The sequence below is a fragment of the Solibacillus sp. FSL K6-1523 genome (genome assembly GCF_038005225.1).
Classification (GTDB): Bacteria; Bacillota; Bacilli; order Bacillales_A; family Planococcaceae; genus Solibacillus.
Genome location: NZ_JBBOSU010000001.1, coordinates 235,929 through 256,537, shown reverse-complemented (window position 1 = coordinate 256,537; position 20,609 = coordinate 235,929). Strand labels below are relative to the sequence as shown.

At 38.4% G+C, this 20,609-nt stretch carries 17 protein-coding genes; all 17 read right to left on the bottom strand.

Annotated elements, in window-relative coordinates; all coding sequences use genetic code 11:
• Nucleotides 1–3: 3 nt before the first annotated feature.
• The 17 genes from MHI10_RS01245 to MHI10_RS01165 all read right to left on the bottom strand — a co-directional run bounded on the left by MHI10_RS01245 (nucleotide 4) and on the right by MHI10_RS01165 (nucleotide 20,580).
• Nucleotides 4–1,137, bottom strand: coding sequence for a thiolase C-terminal domain-containing protein (locus MHI10_RS01245; protein WP_340782264.1), 1,134 nt, complete (start codon nucleotides 1,135–1,137; stop codon nucleotides 4–6).
• Nucleotides 1,134–2,615, bottom strand: coding sequence for a class I adenylate-forming enzyme family protein (locus tag MHI10_RS01240; protein ID WP_340782263.1), 1,482 nt, complete (start codon nucleotides 2,613–2,615; stop codon nucleotides 1,134–1,136). The genes MHI10_RS01245 and MHI10_RS01240 overlap by 4 nt, the downstream gene beginning before the upstream one ends.
• A gap of 3 nt (nucleotides 2,616–2,618) precedes the next feature.
• Complete coding sequence (locus MHI10_RS01235; RefSeq protein ID WP_340782261.1) at nucleotides 2,619–3,104, bottom strand: PPC domain-containing DNA-binding protein; 486 nt, start codon at nucleotides 3,102–3,104, stop codon at nucleotides 2,619–2,621.
• Nucleotides 3,097–3,846: an SDR family NAD(P)-dependent oxidoreductase gene (locus MHI10_RS01230; protein ID WP_340782259.1), complete on the bottom strand. Its 750-nt coding sequence runs from the start codon at nucleotides 3,844–3,846 to the stop codon at nucleotides 3,097–3,099. Before MHI10_RS01230 ends, MHI10_RS01235 begins: the two co-directional genes overlap by 8 nt.
• Nucleotides 3,847–3,866: 20 nt before the next feature.
• Complete coding sequence (locus MHI10_RS01225; RefSeq protein ID WP_340782257.1) at nucleotides 3,867–5,192, bottom strand: TRAP transporter large permease; 1,326 nt, start codon at nucleotides 5,190–5,192, stop codon at nucleotides 3,867–3,869.
• Nucleotides 5,189–5,710, bottom strand: a complete 522-nt coding sequence (locus MHI10_RS01220; RefSeq protein WP_340782254.1) for a TRAP transporter small permease — start codon at nucleotides 5,708–5,710, stop codon at nucleotides 5,189–5,191. Before MHI10_RS01220 ends, MHI10_RS01225 begins: the two co-directional genes overlap by 4 nt.
• A gap of 15 nt (nucleotides 5,711–5,725) precedes the next feature.
• Nucleotides 5,726–6,739, bottom strand: coding sequence for a DctP family TRAP transporter solute-binding subunit (locus tag MHI10_RS01215; protein ID WP_340782252.1), 1,014 nt, complete (start codon nucleotides 6,737–6,739; stop codon nucleotides 5,726–5,728).
• 156 nt (nucleotides 6,740–6,895) lie between these two features.
• Nucleotides 6,896–7,990, bottom strand: coding sequence for a CdaR family transcriptional regulator (locus MHI10_RS01210; protein WP_340782250.1), 1,095 nt, complete (start codon nucleotides 7,988–7,990; stop codon nucleotides 6,896–6,898).
• A gap of 525 nt (nucleotides 7,991–8,515) precedes the next feature.
• Nucleotides 8,516–9,814, bottom strand: a complete 1,299-nt coding sequence (locus MHI10_RS01205) for a (Fe-S)-binding protein (RefSeq protein WP_340782248.1) — start codon at nucleotides 9,812–9,814, stop codon at nucleotides 8,516–8,518.
• Entirely contained in the window at nucleotides 9,807–11,216 is a 1,410-nt protein-coding gene (locus tag MHI10_RS01200) for an FAD-binding oxidoreductase (protein WP_340782243.1), read from the bottom strand. Before MHI10_RS01200 ends, MHI10_RS01205 begins: the two co-directional genes overlap by 8 nt.
• A gap of 921 nt (nucleotides 11,217–12,137) precedes the next feature.
• Complete coding sequence (locus tag MHI10_RS01195; RefSeq protein WP_340782241.1) at nucleotides 12,138–13,202, bottom strand: acyl-CoA dehydrogenase family protein; 1,065 nt, start codon at nucleotides 13,200–13,202, stop codon at nucleotides 12,138–12,140.
• A gap of 19 nt (nucleotides 13,203–13,221) precedes the next feature.
• Nucleotides 13,222–13,737 (bottom strand): DUF4242 domain-containing protein, encoded by a 516-nt coding sequence (locus MHI10_RS01190; RefSeq protein ID WP_340782240.1) that lies wholly within the window; start codon nucleotides 13,735–13,737, stop codon nucleotides 13,222–13,224.
• A gap of 20 nt (nucleotides 13,738–13,757) precedes the next feature.
• Nucleotides 13,758–14,519, bottom strand: coding sequence for an ABC transporter permease (locus MHI10_RS01185; RefSeq protein ID WP_340782239.1), 762 nt, complete (start codon nucleotides 14,517–14,519; stop codon nucleotides 13,758–13,760).
• Between the two features lie 19 nt (nucleotides 14,520–14,538).
• Nucleotides 14,539–15,468 carry an ABC transporter substrate-binding protein gene (locus tag MHI10_RS01180; RefSeq protein ID WP_340782238.1) on the bottom strand — a complete coding sequence of 310 codons (930 nt, stop codon included), beginning with the start codon at nucleotides 15,466–15,468 and terminating at the stop codon, nucleotides 14,539–14,541.
• A 10-nt stretch (nucleotides 15,469–15,478) separates the two neighbouring features.
• A complete protein-coding gene (locus tag MHI10_RS01175) occupies nucleotides 15,479–16,252 on the bottom strand; it encodes an ABC transporter ATP-binding protein (protein WP_445683168.1) in 774 nt (257 codons plus the stop codon).
• A gap of 871 nt (nucleotides 16,253–17,123) precedes the next feature.
• Nucleotides 17,124–19,487: a bifunctional 2',3'-cyclic-nucleotide 2'-phosphodiesterase/3'-nucleotidase gene (locus MHI10_RS01170; RefSeq protein ID WP_340782237.1), complete on the bottom strand. Its 2,364-nt coding sequence runs from the start codon at nucleotides 19,485–19,487 to the stop codon at nucleotides 17,124–17,126.
• 142 nt (nucleotides 19,488–19,629) lie between these two features.
• A complete protein-coding gene (locus tag MHI10_RS01165; protein ID WP_340782236.1) occupies nucleotides 19,630–20,580 on the bottom strand; it encodes an S-layer homology domain-containing protein in 951 nt (316 codons plus the stop codon).
• Between the last annotated feature and the right edge of the window lie 29 nt (nucleotides 20,581–20,609).

Here is a 20,609-nt window from a genome sequence, read left to right as displayed (position 1 = left end):
CTGCTACACCCTTTCTAAAATATGTACAACAGAATAAGCTCCTGTGCCACCAAGATTTTGCGCCAATGCGAGTCGTGGTTGTTTCGCCATTTGATTTGGCGCGGTTCCACGTAGTTGATGCACGAGTTGAACAATTTGTGCAATACCGGTTGCGCCAATTGGATGCCCACGGGATAATAATCCTCCGCTCGTATTGACTGGTTTTTCGCCTGTTACCTTCGTCTTGCCCTCTGCTATAGCTCGCCATCCTTCACGCTTTGGATAAAAGCCCAGTTCTTCAATCGCCAGCATTTCAGTCATCGAAAAACAATCATGAATTTCTACAACATCGATATCTTCAGGACCAACACCTGCTTTTGCATATGCTTGCTCCCCTGATATACGAATCGCTGGAATGGATAATAAATCAATTGCATCTTGCATCATTGTTGGTCCCGAAGCTTGTGAAGAAGCGAGTACTTTAATATCTGTCGGCTTGCTTGTTAGCACAACAGCTGCTGCACCATCAGTCGTAGGCGAGCAATCAAATAATCCAAGCGGTGATGTGATATGACGTGCCTGTAAAATCTCTTCTAATGTCGTTGGTTTTTGGAACTGGGCAAGTGGATTGTTTAAAGCATTCTCGCGATTTTTCAATGCAATCATCGCTAAATGTTCCTTACTCGCTCCTGTTTCATAGAAATAACGATTTGCAAGGACGCCAAAAAATCCTGGGAATGTAAGACCTGCATGTTTTTCACTCGTATCCCGGTCCATTGCCGAGTTAATCACTTGCGTCACATCGGCTGTCGATGCATGCTTCATTTTTTCTGCGCCTACAACAAGGACATTTTCATATTCTCCACTTAAAATACCAAGTACACCTTGACGCAGCGCAATGCCACCTGAAGCACAAGCTCCTTCTAACTTTGCCGTTGGAATATAGCCTAATCCTAAATCATTGGCCACAATTGCACCTAAAATTTCTTGATTAGCCAAGCTTCCACCCATAAAGTTACCTACATAAACGGCATCAATTTTCATGCCAGGCGCTTTTTGTAAAGCTTCATGCGCTGCCTGTAGCATTAAATCTTTTAATGTGCTATTTTCCGCCTTGCCAAACTTCGTCATCCCAACGCTTTGGATATATACAGTCATCGTATTACCCCCATATGTTGCTTCACAAGCTCACGTTTTAGTATTTTCCCATATGAACTTTTCGGTAACTCTGATACAATATGGATTTCTTTCGGCTTTTTAAAGCTTGCTAAATGATCTTTGCATAATTGTATAAGTTCTTCCGCAGTCACTTCACCACGTCCATTCGGCACAACATACGCAACAATTGACTCTCCCCATTTTTCGTCGGGGATGCCGATAACACATGTTTCTTTTACAGCTTCGTGCTTGTTGAGTACTTCTTCAACTTCTCGCGGGTAAATATTAACTCCACCTGAAATAATGACCTCTTTTTTTCGGTCTACAATATATAAAAAGCCTTGCTCATCCACATGACCTAAATCGCCTGTATATAACCAACCGTCTTGTAGCGTCTCTTTTGTCGCTGCTTCGTTATTCCAATAGCCTTTCATAACTAGTGGACCTTTTGCTGTAATTTCTCCAACTTCTCCAACTGGTAATACATTCCCCTCATCATCGACTATTTGCACGTCAACAAAGGGACCTATACGCCCGCAAGAATCTAATTTCTTTGGCAAATCATTACGGGGCATAATTGAAATACACATTGGGCATTCCACTTGTCCATACGTCTCAACAAATTTTGTTCCTACTTTATCGAGCGCTTCCTGCAGTTTCGTAACAGCAATCGGTGAACCTGCCATATTAATAGATTTAATTGTTTCTAAATAAGAGGCATCAAATTTCTCATGTTGCACCATTAAATTCACCATCGTCGGCACAAGGAAAATAACTGAGACACAATCCTTTTTTAAATAATGAATAAACGTTTCTGGATCAAACTTGTCATAAACAACTTGAGTTAAGCCGTAAATCCAAGCCACATGAGATAAAAAATTTGCACCATGTGTAAGCGGTGCAACATGACCAATCGTATCACTAAAGTCTACTTCACAAGCTGTTGCTAGTGAAACTGCACCACAAACCATATTGCGATGTGATAGCATGACCCCTTTTGGATTTCCAGTCGTGCCTGATGTATACATGATCGCCATTAAATCGTCTTCTTCAACTTCCGTAATATGTGACTGTCCTCGGTATTTATCAATAATAGCTTCGTATTGCTCTCCTACCAAAAGCAGTGGTGCAGTTGTGTCCACCTTGTCAAAAATCGGTTGCTCACCAATCAACAATCGTAAGCCCGAGTCCCTGATTTGATACTCAAGTTCACGAGGATGTAGACGATAATTGAGTGGCACTTTAATAATGCCTGCTAACGAAATCGCCACATCCAACTCGATATGCTCTGAACGATTCGACATTAAAATACCAATACGGTCGCCCTTCCTTAAACCAGTGGCATGAAAATAAGCCGTCAATGCGTGCGCACGTTCCAATAACTGTGTATATGTGATTTCGATATCATTATATTTCACCGCAATTTTTTGTGGGTAAGCTTTCGCTGATTTAGTTGCTAATTGACCGATTGTACTCAATTGTTACGCCTCCCTTTTTTTAAATTGGAAAAATGACAGATTTAATTCTCCGTCCAAACTGCGCTTTACGTCTACATCATGAACGACATGAATTAAGTATTCTACTGTAACAGCAGTCGGATTTCCGCCTTCAATAAAATGTCCTGCACTAAATTGATGATCACAATCAATAAAAGCTCCATGCAGATGAATATCTAATTCATTCGTTTCCTCGCTTATTCCGATAAACCCAGTAGCTGTCACCAGTTCTACACCTGAACTTGTTTTCATAATCGGTGAATATTTCATATTTCCCTTGTCGTCTGCTCTTTCAGCTTGCATATAGGTTACATAATTCAATGAACCCATACATTGAAATTGGCCTGCTGTAACATCAAAATGTGCACAAATTTCTTTTATACCTTCCATTACATCTGTCCCACGTTTTAAACGGCCTAAAATACGATCTGTCTTCTTGTCGTATACAGCTTGCCAACGATTGTTAACCAATAGCATTGCCTCCATCTACTTTTAACACTTGTGCCGTCGTATAGCTCGACTTACGTGATGCAAAGTATGAAACAGCTTCTGCAATATCGTGTGGGACACCAATACGTTTTACAGCTTGACTATCTAAGCTATATGGAACGCCAGCAGTAATTGCCGTTTCGACTGCTCCTGGTGCAACTGAATTACATGTAATACCAAATGGACCTAGTTCTTTTGCGACCCATTTTGTTAAAGCAATAACGCCGCCTTTTGAAGCAGAATAAGCAGGACCTGAACGACCCGATCCATCTTCTTGTCCTGAAACAACTCCACCATTAATACCTGATATAGAACTAATATTAATGATACGTCCATATTCAGCTTCTTTCATATGTGGATATACGCATGCTTGAGTAAATAAAAACGTTGCCTTTAAGTTGGTATCAATATCTCGTGACCAGTCATCCGCTGTCATCGTCTCAATATCTTTTCGGCTACAAGTACCTGCGTTGTTCACTAAAATATGTACCTCACCGAATTTCTCAACTGTACGTTTGACCGTTGCTTTCACAAACTCTTCCTCACGTATATCACCTAGACATTCTAAATAACTTCCGTCTTCTAAAAGTTCAATTGTCTTTTCACATGCATTTAAATCTACTAAAACAACATGTACACCTTGCTTTGATAAATTTACAGCGACCGCCTGTCCAATTCCACTTGCAGCACCAGTTACAATCGCTACATCACCTTTACATCCCATATATATACCTCCCACTTTAGCTATTTTACATTGAGTAAATCAGGTAAGAATGTCGTTATTACAGGAACATATGTTACGAGTAGTAACACAATAATCGATGCAATTACGAACGGTACAACCCCTCTAGATATTTCGATAATATTCGTTTTTGATAAACTTGCTGCTACATATAAATTTAACCCTACTGGAGGTGTGAATAAGCCGATTGCTAAGTTGATTGTCATAAATATCCCAAATACAGTCGGATCTACTCCCAAACTCAGCATGATTGGTAATAAAATTGGTACAAAAATGTAAAATGCTGAAATCGCATCAATAAATGCCCCTGCGACTAATAAGATGAGATTTACAAGTAATAAAATGAGAATCTTATTATCGGTAATACCTAACACTGCATTCGATACATTTGTAGCAATTTGTTCCGTCGTCACGATATAAGCAAATACGGACGCCGCACTTACAATAATCATAACTACAGCTGTTTGTAATGCTGATTCAATAAAAATCTTATACATCATTTTTATGTAGCCCCTACGATGAATAAACAGACCTACAACTAATCCATAAACAACGGCCATAACTGCTGATTCCGTTGGTGTAAAGAAGCCCCCATAAATACCACCTAAAATAATTACCGGCATCATCAATCCCGGTATCGCCTTAACAAATGCATCCCAACGTTCCTTACCCGTAGCTTTTGTAGTTTGTCGTTCTGCTTCTTCATTGAAAATGCCACGTTTAATATCCCGCTTACGTACATACATTCCTGCAATAAATAAAGCAATCCCTACTAAAATACCTGGTATAATACCTGCCATAAATAGACGATTAATCGTAATTGGGATTTGATCACCTGCAACAACGGCGAAAATAATAAGGGCGATGGATGGTGGTATAATTATCCCAATCGCCCCTGCACTTGCAACTAAACCTCCAGCTGTTTCTTTACGGTAACCATTTTTCATCATCGCCGGAATTAAAATTCCACCAATAGCCGCTACAGTCGCTGGTCCTGAACCAGAGATCGCTGCAAAGAAAACGGCTACGATAACCGTTACAAGGACGATACCGCCTTTACGATGCCCGACCAATGTCTGTGCAAAATCAATGAGGCGTTGTGAAATTCCAATATGGTCCATAATAACGCCTGCCAAAATGAAGAAAGGTATCGCTAATAATGTGAACTTTGCCACACTCGTATACATAATATCTGTCACAGCTTCAAATCCTGCAAAGCCATTTGCGATAAACATAACGATAATAGAAGAAACTGCGAGTGATGCGGCAATATTTACACGTAAGAAAACAAGTAAAATAAAGGAGCCAAAAAGTAATGTTGCTGTCATAGTACTTCTTCTCCCCTCACTTCTACTAACTCTTCACGTTTTGATTGTCGTTGTTCTTCTCTTACTACTTTAAGTTCAATAAATAATGCTTGTACTGTACGAATAAGACATAGGAATGCCCCTATTGGTAATGCTAATGACCATATCCACTGTGGCAAATTCAAAGCCGGTGTCGTCTGACCAATTTGCTTTTGGAACATGACCATATCAATCCCAAAATACAATAGAACCGAAAATAATAGGAAGCTCACAGCAGATGAAACAACAACTACTACATACTTCATTGCACTGCTACCTTTATCGTATACTAATGTAAAACCTAGGTGCGCAAAACGACGCACACCTAGTGAAGTCCCTACAAACGTTAATAATACAAGTAAATTAATTGTTACTTCCTCTGTAAAAGATAACGATAGTTGCATAAAATTACGTGAAAGAATATTAATAAACGTTATCGCTGTAATGACTACAAACGATACAAATAGTATAATTTCTTCAAAGTAGTCTAATATCTTCATTAATATTCCCCCCTGTTATTGTTGAAACGCTTTAAGTAAATCTGCTCCCCAAACATCTGTATACTTATCATAAATTGGTTGTACAGTTTCTTGGAATGCTGCAATTTCTTCAGCAGTTGGTGTGTATACTTCCATCCCACTTGCTTTTAAATCTTCAATTTGTTTCGCTTCTTTTTCACGAGAGATTTTAACTTGATATTTAGTTGCTTCTTTACCTAGTCGGTCAAATATCTCTTTATCTTCGTCACTTAAAGAATCATAAAGTTTCTTATTCATACCAAGTACAATCGGGTCATATGAATAGTTCCAAAGCGTCATATATTTTTGTACTTCTTGTAATTTAGATGATGAAATAACATCAATCGGATTTTCTTGGCCATCAATCGTACCTTGTTGTAAAGATGTAAATACTTCTGAGAATGTCATTGTTGTAGGGTCAGTCCCTAATTCACGGAATAAATCCGTATACATTGTGATACCAGGAATACGAATTTTTAAACCCTCTAAATCTTCTGGTTTTTGAATTGGTCGCTTACTATTAGTGATTTGTCTGAAACCACTCTCACCAAATCCAAGTGCATGTACGCCTTTTTCAGCTAAGACCTTCGTTAAACCTTCGCCACCTTCACCAGCTAGCGCTTTTTCTACTTGTTCATTTGTCTGGAATAAAAAAGGTGCGCTAATAACGCCAAAACGTGGATCCAAAACTGAATAAATAATTGTCGAGTTAAATGTTAAGTCGATTGAACCTTTCGCTAACCCTTCAACAGCCTTACTTGAGTCTCCCCCAGAAAGTTGTTCATTTGTATAAACTTGAATTTTAATGCGACCATCTGTTTCTTCTTCAACATCCGTAGCAAACTTTGAAGCTGCTTCATACCATGTTGAAGAATCCGAAACCGTCACCGACATCTTTAAGTTTTGTGATTTACTTTCTCCTGGTTCAGCACTGTCTCCACATGCTGCCAGTACCACTGAAATTGCCAATAGCATCGTTAATAATATTTTCCCTTTAAAAAACTTCCCCATAATATCCCCCCTATATTTAAACCTTAGTAAAAAATTGTCACTTCTTAATTATTATATAATTTAGAAAATTATAAAAATATGTTCACTAGAGCTAAATAATATGAAAATATTAGTTACGTTTTGTTTTTAAGAACTAAAAAAGCCCATTTCTGAGCTTTAACAAAATTTCCTATAGATTTGAATTGCTAATATTAATTCTACCTGATGCATTCGTTCATTAAGATCTAGCTGTAGTATTTTCTCTATCTTTTTCAAACGATATTTCAGTGTATTTTTATGGATATGTAATGTCTCAGCTATGTCATGTAATGAATCATGTGACACAAGCCAAGCCTCTAAATTTTGTAATAACTCTTCTTCATTTAAAATCTTTCCAAGGGTGCGATGCATATATTCTTTAGCTGTCTCCTTAGTTAAGCTATTTAATAGCAACTCTAATTTTAAGTCTTCTTGGAAGATGATTTGGGTAGCCTTCACGGTAGTATTAAGCGCCATTAATGCCTGTTCATATGACATATCTAACATTGTAAATGGGTGGCTGTTACCGACGCTAATTAAAACTTCAGTTTTGTAGATTTTTTCTATTTTCCTTAAAAAGACCTGCAATGATTGGGTTAAGTGTTCTCGTGTTACTTTCGGTACGAGCACAACTAGTTTATCAAAGCTCCATTGGACAATTTTCAATTGCGTATGGATAAACTGAATATGATGCAACTCCTTAATTTCCTTTAACTCAAAACGTCTACCAACTTGTAATATAATAATACGGTCATATAATGGCATATCTAAGTTTAGCATTTCCGCACGTTGCATAATAAGCGCTTCGTTTAGATTGCCATTTAACAAATCAATCATGAACAATTCGAAAAGGCGATGATCACGTGCTTGCTCTTGATGACGTAAAAAATCTACAACGAACAATTGCGTTATTTTTTGTACTAATTTGCCGTATTTCTCTATTTCCTCTGGTTGACCTGTCACACCAATAACGCCAATTGATGAGCCTTCAATAACTAATGGCATAACCATCCCCTCTCGTACACCCTTTAAACTAGACGCCATTTGCTTTGTCATATGTGTGACTTCTTTTCTTTTCATCGCTATAAGTGAACCTTCATGGAATTGGTTAAGTCGTTTGCTATCTGTCGAGGCAATTATAAAACCATTATGATCAATGACTACAACGTTTTGTTCAATTAGTTCTGATAATTCATTTACGATTTTAAATCCGATTACTTGTAAGTCAAACATCTTATACCTCCTAAAAAAAGACGTATCATACGCTATAAGTAACGATAGATACGTTTATTTTCAATCTATATAATTAAATTAAAGAATCTATCATTAATAATCCTTCTTAATAAAGGGACAGTTGATTTCCATTCCGGGTCGGACGCTTTCCCTGCATTCCAATCAACTCTTTCTATTCAAGTTTTTACCACTACAACTTCTAATCATTTTTTCAAATATGAAGTTCGTTTTCGCTACTCAATATCTTTTTTGAAATATGAACTCGACAATAAAATTTATTGAGATTGACGCCGCCTCCCACGGCAAGCGGCGCAAAAATGCAGAAGGTTTTAGAAAGGAAAAACTTTAAATAGGCTGGCCTTGCTACATGCGCACACAGATGAGTCGTATAGATTTGTGCAAACATTGTCTGTGCGCCTCATGTGCTTAGCCAACCTAAACTAGCAGGTACTTTATATAGAACACTTATATCATTAGGCTAGTTTCTTTGGTTAAACTTATATAGATAAATAGATATTTCCTAGGTTATTCATTCTCTTTGATTATTGAATATACTAAGTCAACAATATGCATAGCTTGCATATTTTGTTGTAAATTTTCAAGATGGATGCCTGCTTGCATTTGTAGTAAACAACCCGGATTGGCTGTAACAATAATAGCTGGATTGATTTCTTTCACATGGTACATTTTCGTCTTCAAAATCTCACCAGCAAGCTCGGGCTGTAGTAAATTGTAAATACCTGCTGAACCACAGCACATATCGGCCTTTGGTAGTTCTTTATAAACAATACCAGGCAAATTATTTAAAATGGCACGTGGCTCTGTAATGACCCCATTTACATTGCGTAAATGGCACGAATCTTGATACGTTACAACTGCTTTTACCTCTCTTTTTGGCAATGCTTGCAACCAATCTAGTAATCCCCCCTTTATGAGCACACTAGAAATATCGATTGTTTTTTGAGAGAATCGCTGTCCCTTTTCCGTTGATAAATGTTTCTCATATTCTTTAAGAAATGCACCACAACCACCTGCATTGTTTACGATATAATCAAAGTCATCGGAATCAAATACCTCAATGTTCTGCTCGATATTTTTTAATCCACGCGCTAGTTCACCACTATGTCCATGTAGAGCACCACAACATTTTTGCCCATCAGGAATAGTAACTTCTATGCCAAGCATTTCTAGCAAGGCGATTGTTTTTCCATTTGTTTCTTTATAAAGTGTATCCATTAAACAGCCAGTAAAAAATGCTACTTTTAATGGTGATGTATGCACTTTTCGCAATGTTGCAACTGGCTTTTCTACAGGTGGTAATGCTGCTTCCATTGACTTCATATGCTTTGGAAATAGGTTTAAAAATCCAATTTTACGCACTGCCTTTTGCAAGCCCGATTTTTGATACACTTTAACTAAACTAACTGCTTTCCCCATTTTCTTTTGTTCAACAAATAAATGATCAAAAGCGATTTTGCGTGCTGTTTTTTCAACGATCCCAGGCGTTTTTAAAGATTGTATCGCTTCACGTGTTTGCTCAATTAATGTGCCGTATTGTACACCTGCAGGGCATGCGGGTTCACATGCACGACAGCCTAGACATAAGTCGAATGATCGCTCTATCGATGAATCCCATTCAATAAATCCATCACGTACTGCACGCATTAAGGCAATACGTCCACGAGGGGATTGTGTTTCATCTTGTCCCATATGTAAATAAGTCGGACAACTTGGCAAGCAAAAGCCACAACGCATGCAATCGAGTAATAAATCATCGGATACATGGTGTTCAAAAGACTGCTGCATCAACCCAGTTTTAGACATGGAGCATCACCCTTTTCTTCGTCTCCTTGGCGAATATTTTACCGGGATTTATAATATTATTTGGGTCAAATACGGCTTTAATGCCCTTCATAAGCTGAATCCCTGACTCGCCAACTTTCCATTCCAAATATGGCGCTTTCATCTCACCAATTCCATGTTCACCTGTAATCGTGCCACCGAGATCAAGTGCAGCTTCGAAAATTTCAGCAAATGCTTGTTCAACACGTTCCATTTCTTCATGATCCCGTACATCCGTTAAACAAGTCGGATGCAAATTCCCATCACCTGCATGACCAAATGTTGCGATATTCACATTGTTGCGCTCAGCAATTTTATTAATGCGACGTACCATTTCAGCAAGCGCTGAACGTGGAACTGTCGCGTCTTCTAATATTGTCGTTGGACGTAACTTCGATAGAGCCGATAATGCAACGCGTCTTGCCGTTTTAATTTTTTCAGCTTCTATTTCATCCTTTGCTAACTGTGTAATGAATGCGCCATTTTCTTTGGCAATCCGTGTCATTTCATTAATATCTTTCATAACAATTGTTTCGTCGCCATCTTGTTCAAATACGAGCATCGCCTCCACATCTGTTGGCAAGCCGATTTTCATAAATTGTTCTACCGCGACAATTGTTTTTTGATCTAAAAACTCGAGTGTCACGGGTATTATTTTGCTCGCTATAATTTGTGAAACGGTTCTAGCTGCGTCCTCTAATGAATGGAAATACGCAACACTCGTCATTTTTTTTGTTGGCAACGGAATCAACTTCAACGTTATTTCTGTAATAATGCCTAGCGTTCCTTCTGCACCTACAAGTAAAGATGTTAAATCATAGCCTGCTACATCTTTTGCGAGCTTCCCACCTGTTTTTAATAGCTGACCGTTCGCTAAAACGACTTGCAAGCCTTTTACATAATCCTTTGTCACACCATACTTCAAGCCACGTAAACCTCCAGAATTTTCACTCACGTTTCCACCAATCGTAGAGATTTTCATGGAGCTTGGATCAGGTGGATAAAATAATCCATGCGACTCAACAAATTTACAAAGGTCTTCTGAAATCATTCCTGGTTGCACTGTAATCGTTAAGTTCTCTTGATCAAATTCGATTACTCGATTCATACGATTAAATAACAACACAGCCCCTCCCGCATATGGTACTGTACCCGCTGCTAAATTTGTCCCTGAGCCACGAGGGATAATTGGGATATTAAATGTATTACAAACATGGAGTATTTCGATAATTTGTTGGGCACTTTCTGGCGATAGTACAACCTCTGGCATACGCTGAAAATTCGCAGTCGCATCATATGAGTATGCAAGTAGTTGTGCTGTAGAATTTTTCACATGTTCTTTCCCTAAAATATTTTGAAATTGCTGTAGCGCTCGTTCATTCACATCATTCACCCCGTCTTTTTATATCTACCTCCTATTTTATTGTTCTGAATATTCTAATTATATAGCCTAAGAGATTAAATATGTAAGGAATATGTATTATTTTTTGTACTATTAGAACAAAAATCTTTATGAAATCGAACTAATACACGTTTATTTTTGTCTTTAGGAGCATTCCAAATTAGAATTCACCCAAAAATACAATTACTACATATATAAGTTAAACATAAGATCCTATCCTTATTATTTAAGTGTTCCAATAAAATTTCTAATAAAGTATTTGCTAGTTTAGGCTGGCTAAGCACATGAGGCGCACAGACAATGTTTGCACAAATCTATACGACTCATCTGTGTGCGCATGTAGCAAGGCCAGCCTTGTATAAAGTTTTTCGTTCTAAAAGATCTTACTCAATCGAGTGCGTCGCTGCCGTGGGAGGCGACGTATCTCAGTCAGATTTTCATTCTAATGGGATGTTAGTTTCATAAGTTCAACATATATAGCTATGTTTTTTGTGGCATGACTTCTAGCATCTACTCCAACCTGTATATGTTTTGTATAGGTCAATAGTCTATAGTAGAAAGTACTAGATTTCTCAACGACTTAAAATAGATGTTAACTACTAAAGATGGAGGGGCAAAAAATGCAAACAACAAAGAATCAAACTCCAACAACAAATACGGATGCTTATCTTAGTGGAATGATAATGAGCTTATTTTATGGGTAGACATGATAATAGCCTTCAATCATAGAAATTCAGTGGAAGTGATACCAAAAATCAGTCATCACAATATACGTCATCAGCCAGTGAAACATATTTCAGTAATACCACAAGCATGACTGTAGCTAGTCGCGCTTGATCCAAGTTATTTTCTCCAACTTCAAATGAAAAGCTCCTCACAGCCGTAGCCATGAAGAGCCTTTCATCAATGTAAAATTCCCGGTATTTCCTTAAATTCCGCCTTTAACTTTTCCAAATGGCGTACAGTTGGTGTTAAATTGGCAAAGAAATATGCTTCCCGTAATTTGCGTGAGGCAACACTTCCTGCCACATAACCCGCTGCCCCATTATGCATCATATTCGCTTGAACTGCCGCTAATGTAGTTTGCACAGTTTGTAAACGGATATTAACAACTTCTTCTAAATTCAAATGCCGCGCCGCTTGCTCAAGTTCTGCATTTAGGCGATCATACTGCGCAAATAACTCCCTTGCCTGCACTTGTAAATAACCATTACAACCGTTCTGCTTAGCCTTCACTTTTTCAATACCTTCACCTGCCGCCGCAATAACGCCAAGACCAAGTGGAATTTGATAATAAATAAACGAAGGACGAATTTCATCACAAAAAGCGCGCGCATCCTCTGCAATCACTTGATTCGTGGGAATAAATACTTGATTGAATTTACACGTATACGTCGCACTGCCATTCACACCGATAAAACCTACTTTTTCTTTCAGCTCTAATCCAGGTGTATCGGTTGAAACGAGCACCATAACATCTCGTTCTCCTAATGCCGCAATGGCACCGAAATAATGACGATTTCCTAAATTCGAAACAGCCGGTAAAACCCCGTTAATAATATAGCCCTCTGCTGTTTGTTGTGCTGTTAAAAACAATTCTTCAAGTCCTGAATAATGCTTCATTGGATTTGATAAACCAGTGGCACCAAGCAGTTCACCTTGCTCCAACTTTGGTAAAATCGTTGCCTGCAAATGCTCATTTTTACTCGTGCGTAAGTATGTTAATGCAGCTAAATGGCACCAAATACAAAACGCTGTTGTCATGCAAACTTTAGCCGTTTCACGCACAACGGCTACACCATCTTGTAAAATCGTCGCCTGCTCTTTCCCAGCAGAATTGAAAAAACCTGCTTCACTTAGCGCGATTATATAACCTTCTGCATAATACGCCTGCTCATCTACTTTTTTGACGACGGGCTTTAATATTTCCCCAATAATCTGTTGTAGTTGATTTGTATTGATAGCCATAGTCGCCGCACCCTCCCTATTAATCCGCTAATTCAGTTAATGAAGTAATCGGTGTTGATACAGCTTCACGTGCACGCTTTACCGCTGCTTCGTCTGGTGCATCATAGAAACATAAGCATTTCGTCATATCTTCACATACATACGTGCGTGAGAATTTTACATCGGGTACTTCTTCATATTTCACAGAGTTTTTCTTTTTGCGCTCTAAATATTTTTCCATTGTGATTTCTGCTGGAATTTCCCACTCTACTAAATAGTTTACTTGCTCACCGCCAGCCTTTACTTCTGCTAATTCTTTCCCAATTAAACGTACTTCTTTCACTAAATCGATGCTTATATTTTGTAAAACAATTGCCTTTATTGCTGTTGCTCCATCTGCCGCTTCAATGATGAAATAGCCTCGTGAAAAGTCTTTCGCTACTTGCACTTCAACGACTACAACACCTTCTGTTGCGTGAATTTCCTCCACCAATGCTGAAAATGCCTCTTTTGATGAAACCTCGTTAATTGTTGATTCGACTAAAAATAAACTCATTTGTATTTCCTCCTTATTTTTTATTGGGTGCCGCCCCAAATACGATTCACCCATGTTTCGAAATAATGAATCCCTTTATCTAAAATTAAACCAAGCACTCCAATGATTACGATGCATGCCATGACAAGATCTAAGCTGAGGGAATTGCGGGCATCGACAATTAAAAAACCAAGTCCTGACTGTGCTCCTACCATTTCACCGGCTACTAAGAAAATCCAAGCTGATCCGAGTGCCATATGTAAACCATTAGCAATCATCGGAAACGAAGCCGGCAATACAATTTTCCATAACGTCTCTACTTGGCTCATTTCAAAATTTGCCGCAATGCGCAAATACGTTTGATCAACCTTTTTCACCGCTGAAACTGTTGATAATAACACTGGGAAAAATGCCGCGATGAAAATAATCACAATTGCCGGCATATTGCCAATCCCAAACCATAAGACGATAAATGGTGACCAAGCAATCGGTGATACCGGTCTTAATACTTGAACGACCGGGTCTAGTACTTGCCACACAACAGGTAAGCGACCTAAAACTAACCCGAGCAGCACCGCTACGAAAACTGCTGTTACATAACCTGTAAAGAAACGAAATAAACTAATTTGTATATGTGTAAATATGGAACCATCTACTATGATGGACACTAAAGCTGCTCCCACTTTTAATGGCGGAGGGAAAAGTGCCGCCTGATGTCCACCAATAACGGCTACCATTTGCCATACCGCAATGAGCAATACAAAGCCCATCACAATGAGTGGAAATTTTTTCGTTTTGGTCATAATTCCCCTCCGTCCCATGCTACTTTACAAAGCTAGCATCGATAAATTCCTCATATGTTGGTGGATTTTCTGATAACCCCATTGTCGTTAATGCATCACGTAAAATCGTATAGCTCTCTTCTTCTATTTTTAAGTGATCGTATGATATCCATTCAAGTGACAAATCTAAAACCTCTTTATCTACTGTTAAATAATTGCCGACTACTTCATGTGTATGATCATCTTTTTGCTGCGCTAACTCACCACCAGCTACGTAATCATCCATAAAACTTTGTACAAGCTCTTTGTTTTTTTCGATAAATTGACCGCGTAGTACTAAACCGCAATCAATGGAATCTTGCCAAATTTCATCGGATTGATAAAGCACCGTCCCATTTTCAAGGGCAACGGACATCGCACCAAATGGCTCCGCTACAACATAGCCAGCAATTCTTCCTTCCGCAAGCGCGGCAGGCATCTCAGCAGGTGGCAACTCAATAACATCCACCTCATCATAATTAATGCTGTGTTTTTGCAGCATTTCATACAATAAAATATTATGTGTAGAGAAGCGGCTTGGAATGGCAAATGACTTGCCTTTTAAATCTTCTACTGAGGATATATCCTTGCCACCAATGAGCACATTACCATCGCGATGTCCTAGAGCAACTGCTTTTAAATCAATGCCCTTTTCTTTTACATTCATTGCTAACTGAATAAGTACGGAAGCCCCGTCAATAGCACCTGTATTGAGCGCATCCATTAACTCTGGCCAAGAACCAAATTTCACGAGTTCCAACTGATAATCGTTATATTCAGTAGCGGCTTGCATGTAAAGCGGTACGGCATGTGTAATTGGTAAATAGCCGATTTTGATTGTTGGCTTTGCGCCATCTACGGATTTTTCACCGCCACAAGCAGCTAATAGAAGTACAACTGTTAGCAATACTAGTGCATAAGACTTCTTCATCCCTTGCCCCCTAAATATTAAACTCGATTGCTGCTTTTTCCTGAGTGAACTGGAACTCATTGAAAATTAATTCTCGGTAATGCTGAAAATCTGAGTCTGAACGGTCACGTGGTTTCGCCATTTTCAAAGAAATTTCTTTATGAATCTCACCCGGATTCGGTTTCATAATAAAGATACGATCAGATAAATAAAGGGCCTCATCTATATCATGTGTCACTAAAATAATGGTCATTTTTTCGCGTTGCTGAATTTGCATCAGTTCATCTTGCAAATAATAACGTGTAAATGTATCTAGCGCGCCAAATGGTTCATCCATTAAAATGACTTCTGGCTGAATCGCAAGTGCCCTCGCAATGGCGACCCGTTGCTGCATTCCACCAGACAATTCGCTCGGCAAAGACGCGGCACGATCTGCGAGGCCCACCATTTCTAAATAATGTGCAACCCTGCTCTTCACCTCTTGTTTAGAAAGCCCTGCACCCTCTAATCCTAATTCCACATTTTTGCGAACAGACCGCCATGGTAACAGGCCGTAGTTTTGCATGAGCATGACACAGCGCTTACTTGGCTTCGTAATCGGTTGCCCGTCAAGCAGCACTCGCCCTTCATTCATTCGTTCAAAGCCACCGATACAATTCAGTAACGTACTTTTTCCGCAGCCACTTTTCCCAAGAATCGAGATGACCTCGCGTTTTGCAATATTAAAAGACACATTATTTAAAACAAGCGGGCCGTGCTCACCGTATGTTTTTGATACATGGTCAATAGATACGAGCGATGTCACCAAAATTAATCACCTCTTTTAAAACCAATTATTCAACTAGGTTTTGTATTATATGAGTTATATTAATCTATCCGTTCCAAATAAACAACCTTATTTACCAAAATAATTTATTTTTTCTGATAATAAAAATCACGTTAGACTGATTTATTGCAGCAAGTGATTTTCATAAAAAAGGGCAAAAATCCTTATACATCAAGGATTTTTGCCTTTGGATTGATTTCCATTTTAATTCAAACTGATTTTATCTATTCACTAATATCAGCTTACAATTTCACTTTTTTCAAAAAATAGAACTATATCATTTTCTTCATGTGCCCCGTCTATTTCCTCGTTTATATAATAGGCATCCAATTTTCCAAGTTCCATATCGTATGTCTTGATGATTGTTAACTCTTCTGATTGCGCTGTGACAATTGGAAAAATTCCCTTTCAAACGCTTCACCATTTGATATGACATTAAATTATAAGCATTACCATAAATTTATAAAACTACACAACTTAACCACTTTTATTAAATGGAATAGTCATATGGCAATATCAGGGGGTCTTGGTCCACGGATAAGTAAAGTGAAATTGCCTTTTGCGCATGATGGATCTTTAATTGTTTGTGATCTGGTGCTGGTTACTAACTTGATTCAGCCTGGGTTTGAACCCCCCAGTAGAATTGTACTTTTTGGCATTCATCCCCCACTTATAAAAGCGGAGGAATTCTGTACCTGTCACTTCGCTTTCGGTACAAATACATTTGCTGAATCAAGTTAAAGAAATAAGGCACTTTCCATTCGCTAATGAATAGAAAGTGCCTTATTTTTGTCTAAAAAACTAAATTGTCATAAATAACATTGGTTTTTCAGTGCCTTTGCTTTTGTTCTTATTTAATTGATTTTAGTGAATATTTTCCAAAGCCGCTCGTGCCTTCACCCAAATATTTAATAGCTGTATTTTCTCCTAAAACATCCACTGCTTTTTTTGAACTTTCGAAAACAACTTCCACTGATTCTAGAATCGGTGAGAATTTCCAGTTGCCATCAGCTGACGGGTCAATTGTTTTTTCAGCTAAAATATAATCAATAATGACTTGACGGTTTTCATCTGTATAATTTTCAATAGCCGTTGCATTACGCACACCTGGTAAAGTTCCACTTGCACGGTAATTGTTTGTCGCTACAACAAATTCTTGCTTTAAATCAATTGGCTTACCATCATATTGTAAGTTTACAATACGAGATGCTCCTTCGTTTAAAACATTACCTGATGCGTCATATTTCGCTGGTTGTGTTACATCAATTTCATACGTAACGCCATCAATTACATCATAGTTGTATGAACGGAAATCGTTGTTAATTAATTGCTGCTCGCCTGCTTTGTTTACATCAATATGATGGAATTGGCCTGCTGACATTTCTAACCACTCTTTTACATCTGCACCCGTAAGTTTTAACATCGATACTGTATTATCGTATAAATACAAGTCAGCTACATTTTTAATTGCTAACTCACCTTTTGGAATAAATGTATAATATTCTGGATCGCTTCGAGTTCCTGCTTTAAATGGTGCACCTGCAGATAATACAGGTAAGCCTTCATATGAAGTACCTTTTACTTTAGCTTTTACATAATCCATTTGTGCATTCGTAACAATTTGAATTGACGGATCATCTTGTACTTGTGAAAAGTAACTATGAATTACTGCTTCAGTCGTCCCAACAGCTTGACGCACATAGTCAATTGTTCCAGCATGTGCATCCTTTACGCTATTCACGACAGCTTCATTCACTTTTGAACTATCTTTATCAATTTCACGCACCGCACCTGTACCCTCTGTTACGTCCCATGAATCGCCTTTTTTCTCTAGTTGTAAATCAATTACACCTAAATGGCTACCAAATTTACCTGCCATAACAACCGGTACATCGTTCATAGTACCTTTTTCTAACACCACATTCGGTAAAGAAGTATCTACTTTGTTCGGGAATACGTCATGTGCATGTCCCGTAACAATCGCATCAACATCTGGAATTGTTGAAAGTAGGTACGTTATATCTTCCTCACCAACTTCATGCTTAGCATCACCTAAGCCAGAATGCGATAAGACAACAACGACATCCGCGCCAGCTTCTTTTATTTGTGGCACTACTGCTTTTACAGCCTCAACAGAATCATCTACTGTGACTTTTCCTTCAAGTAAAGTTTTATCCCATTTTAAAATTTGTGGTGGGACAATACCTGTTACACCAACTTTAATCGTCGTTGACTGGCCGTTTGAATCCACCATTTCCTTCTCAATAATCGCATAAGGCTTGTACATTAATTCTTTCGTAGTTGCATTACGCACATTGGCATTGAGATACGGGAAAGGTGCATCGTCCGTTACTTCATCTAAGTATTCCAAACCATAGTTAAACTCATGGTTACCGAATGTAGCAGCATCATAATCTAATGCAATCATCGCAGCGATTGATGGATGAATTTCGCCATCTTTTAACTTTTGAACAGATTGTATATAAGAACCAAGTGGTGTTCCTTGAATCGAATCTCCATTATCGAATAATAGCGTATTCGGATTTTCTTTACGTGCTTCATCAATTAGTACTGCTGTTTTAGCAAGACCTAAATTGTTCGCCTCTGCATCTTTATAGTAATCATAATTCACAATATTAGTATGAATATCTGTCGTTCCCAAAATTCGTAATGCTACAGTCGTATTTGCCTCTACTGGACTATAATCCTTTAAAAAGTTTGCTAAAATTTGTTGTGCTTGCGCTTTTGTCATAAAGTTATTCGGGCGAACCGTACCATCCTCATAGCCAGAAAGTAAACCAAGACCTACTGCTTTAGCCACTTCTTCCCGATTGCTCTCTGCGATTTTGTCGCCATCTTTAAATTGATCTACTAAACTTGATGGATATGTTTCACTACTTTGAATCCCGCGTGCTGCAATAATAGAGGCATGTGTACGCGTTAATTTATCATTCGGGGCAAACTGTGTTGCTGTTTTCCCCTTGATTAGTTTTAATTCAACTGCCTTCTCAATATACGGCTTTAATGAATCCGGTACATCTTGGAACTTTACTGTTTCTCCACTACCAAGTGGCACGTCAAGCGCATCAATCACGACTTTCACAAATTCACCTCGCGTGATTTCTTCGTTCCCTGATGCATTTGCTGATTCCGCTATAACTCCACCTGCTAAAAGTGAAAATGTCAGTGCTGAAGCCGATAATTTTTTCCACATAAATAAACTCCCCCTATATTAGTAAATATGTCAATACAACAATACCATATATTCCTAAAAACGTTCACTTAACCCTACTCAGAGTTTTTTCTAGCCAATCGAGTAGAAGGCTAATTGTTCGTGTACACGGTACAGGTTACTTCTAGTACTTACGACTTGTTTTTAATGCCGGTACTAAAAGTTCCACCATTTCAGATCTAGTTAATTTATCCTTAGGGCGGAATTTCCCATCCTCTTCAATAATTCTTTGCTCTACTAAAAATTGCACCGAATCCCTAGCATAATCACTCACTTCATAAATATCTTTAACTCTTAATTTATTATAAAAGTTAATGTCACCTCCAATATTAGCTAAAGCTCGCGTAATAACTGAGGCCGCTTGTTCACGAGTTATTTCATCTTCTCCTCCAAAGTTACCAGTAGAGTATCCAGTAATGATTGCTCGATCCGTTAAGAATTGCACTTCTTGGTGGTACCATTTTCCGCGAAGATCCTCCATAGTATAATAATCAACAGGTTCAAAACTTCCAATCTCTAGGGCGCGCGCAATTATAGCAGAGAATTCCCCCCGTGTAATCGTTTTATCTGGAGAGTATTTATCTGCAGCAGTTCCCCCAACTAATGCATAGTTATACGCTTCAGTTAGTTCATCGTAATATCCGCTCGTTTTGGCTACATCTACAAAAGGTACTTCGATTTTAGTAGTAATCATAATATTATCTAAATACTCTGAAGTAATAACGATAGACTCTTGATTATTGTAGTGCATAACTGTCGCTGGTTTTCCATTCACTGTACGGATAGCACGCGCCTTTGAAAAATCAACACTATGTCCATTCTGCACATCACCGACTCTTACCTTGTCTGCATCTAAACCAAAGTCCGCGAAAATCCCTTCTTTATTAATTTCTATACTCTCAATCTGTCGTTCCTTAGGATTGTTTACGCTAAGTTCTAGATTTGTGAAATCCTTCATCGTTACGCTCGCTGTCACATCAATTCCATTTGCATATACTATATCTCCAGGTACTACTGCCACCGTTGCTAATACCGCTACTGGAACTGCTGCTTGTAGAAATTTCTTGTTAATCATTTTCTTTCCCCCCTACGTATTTATTGTTT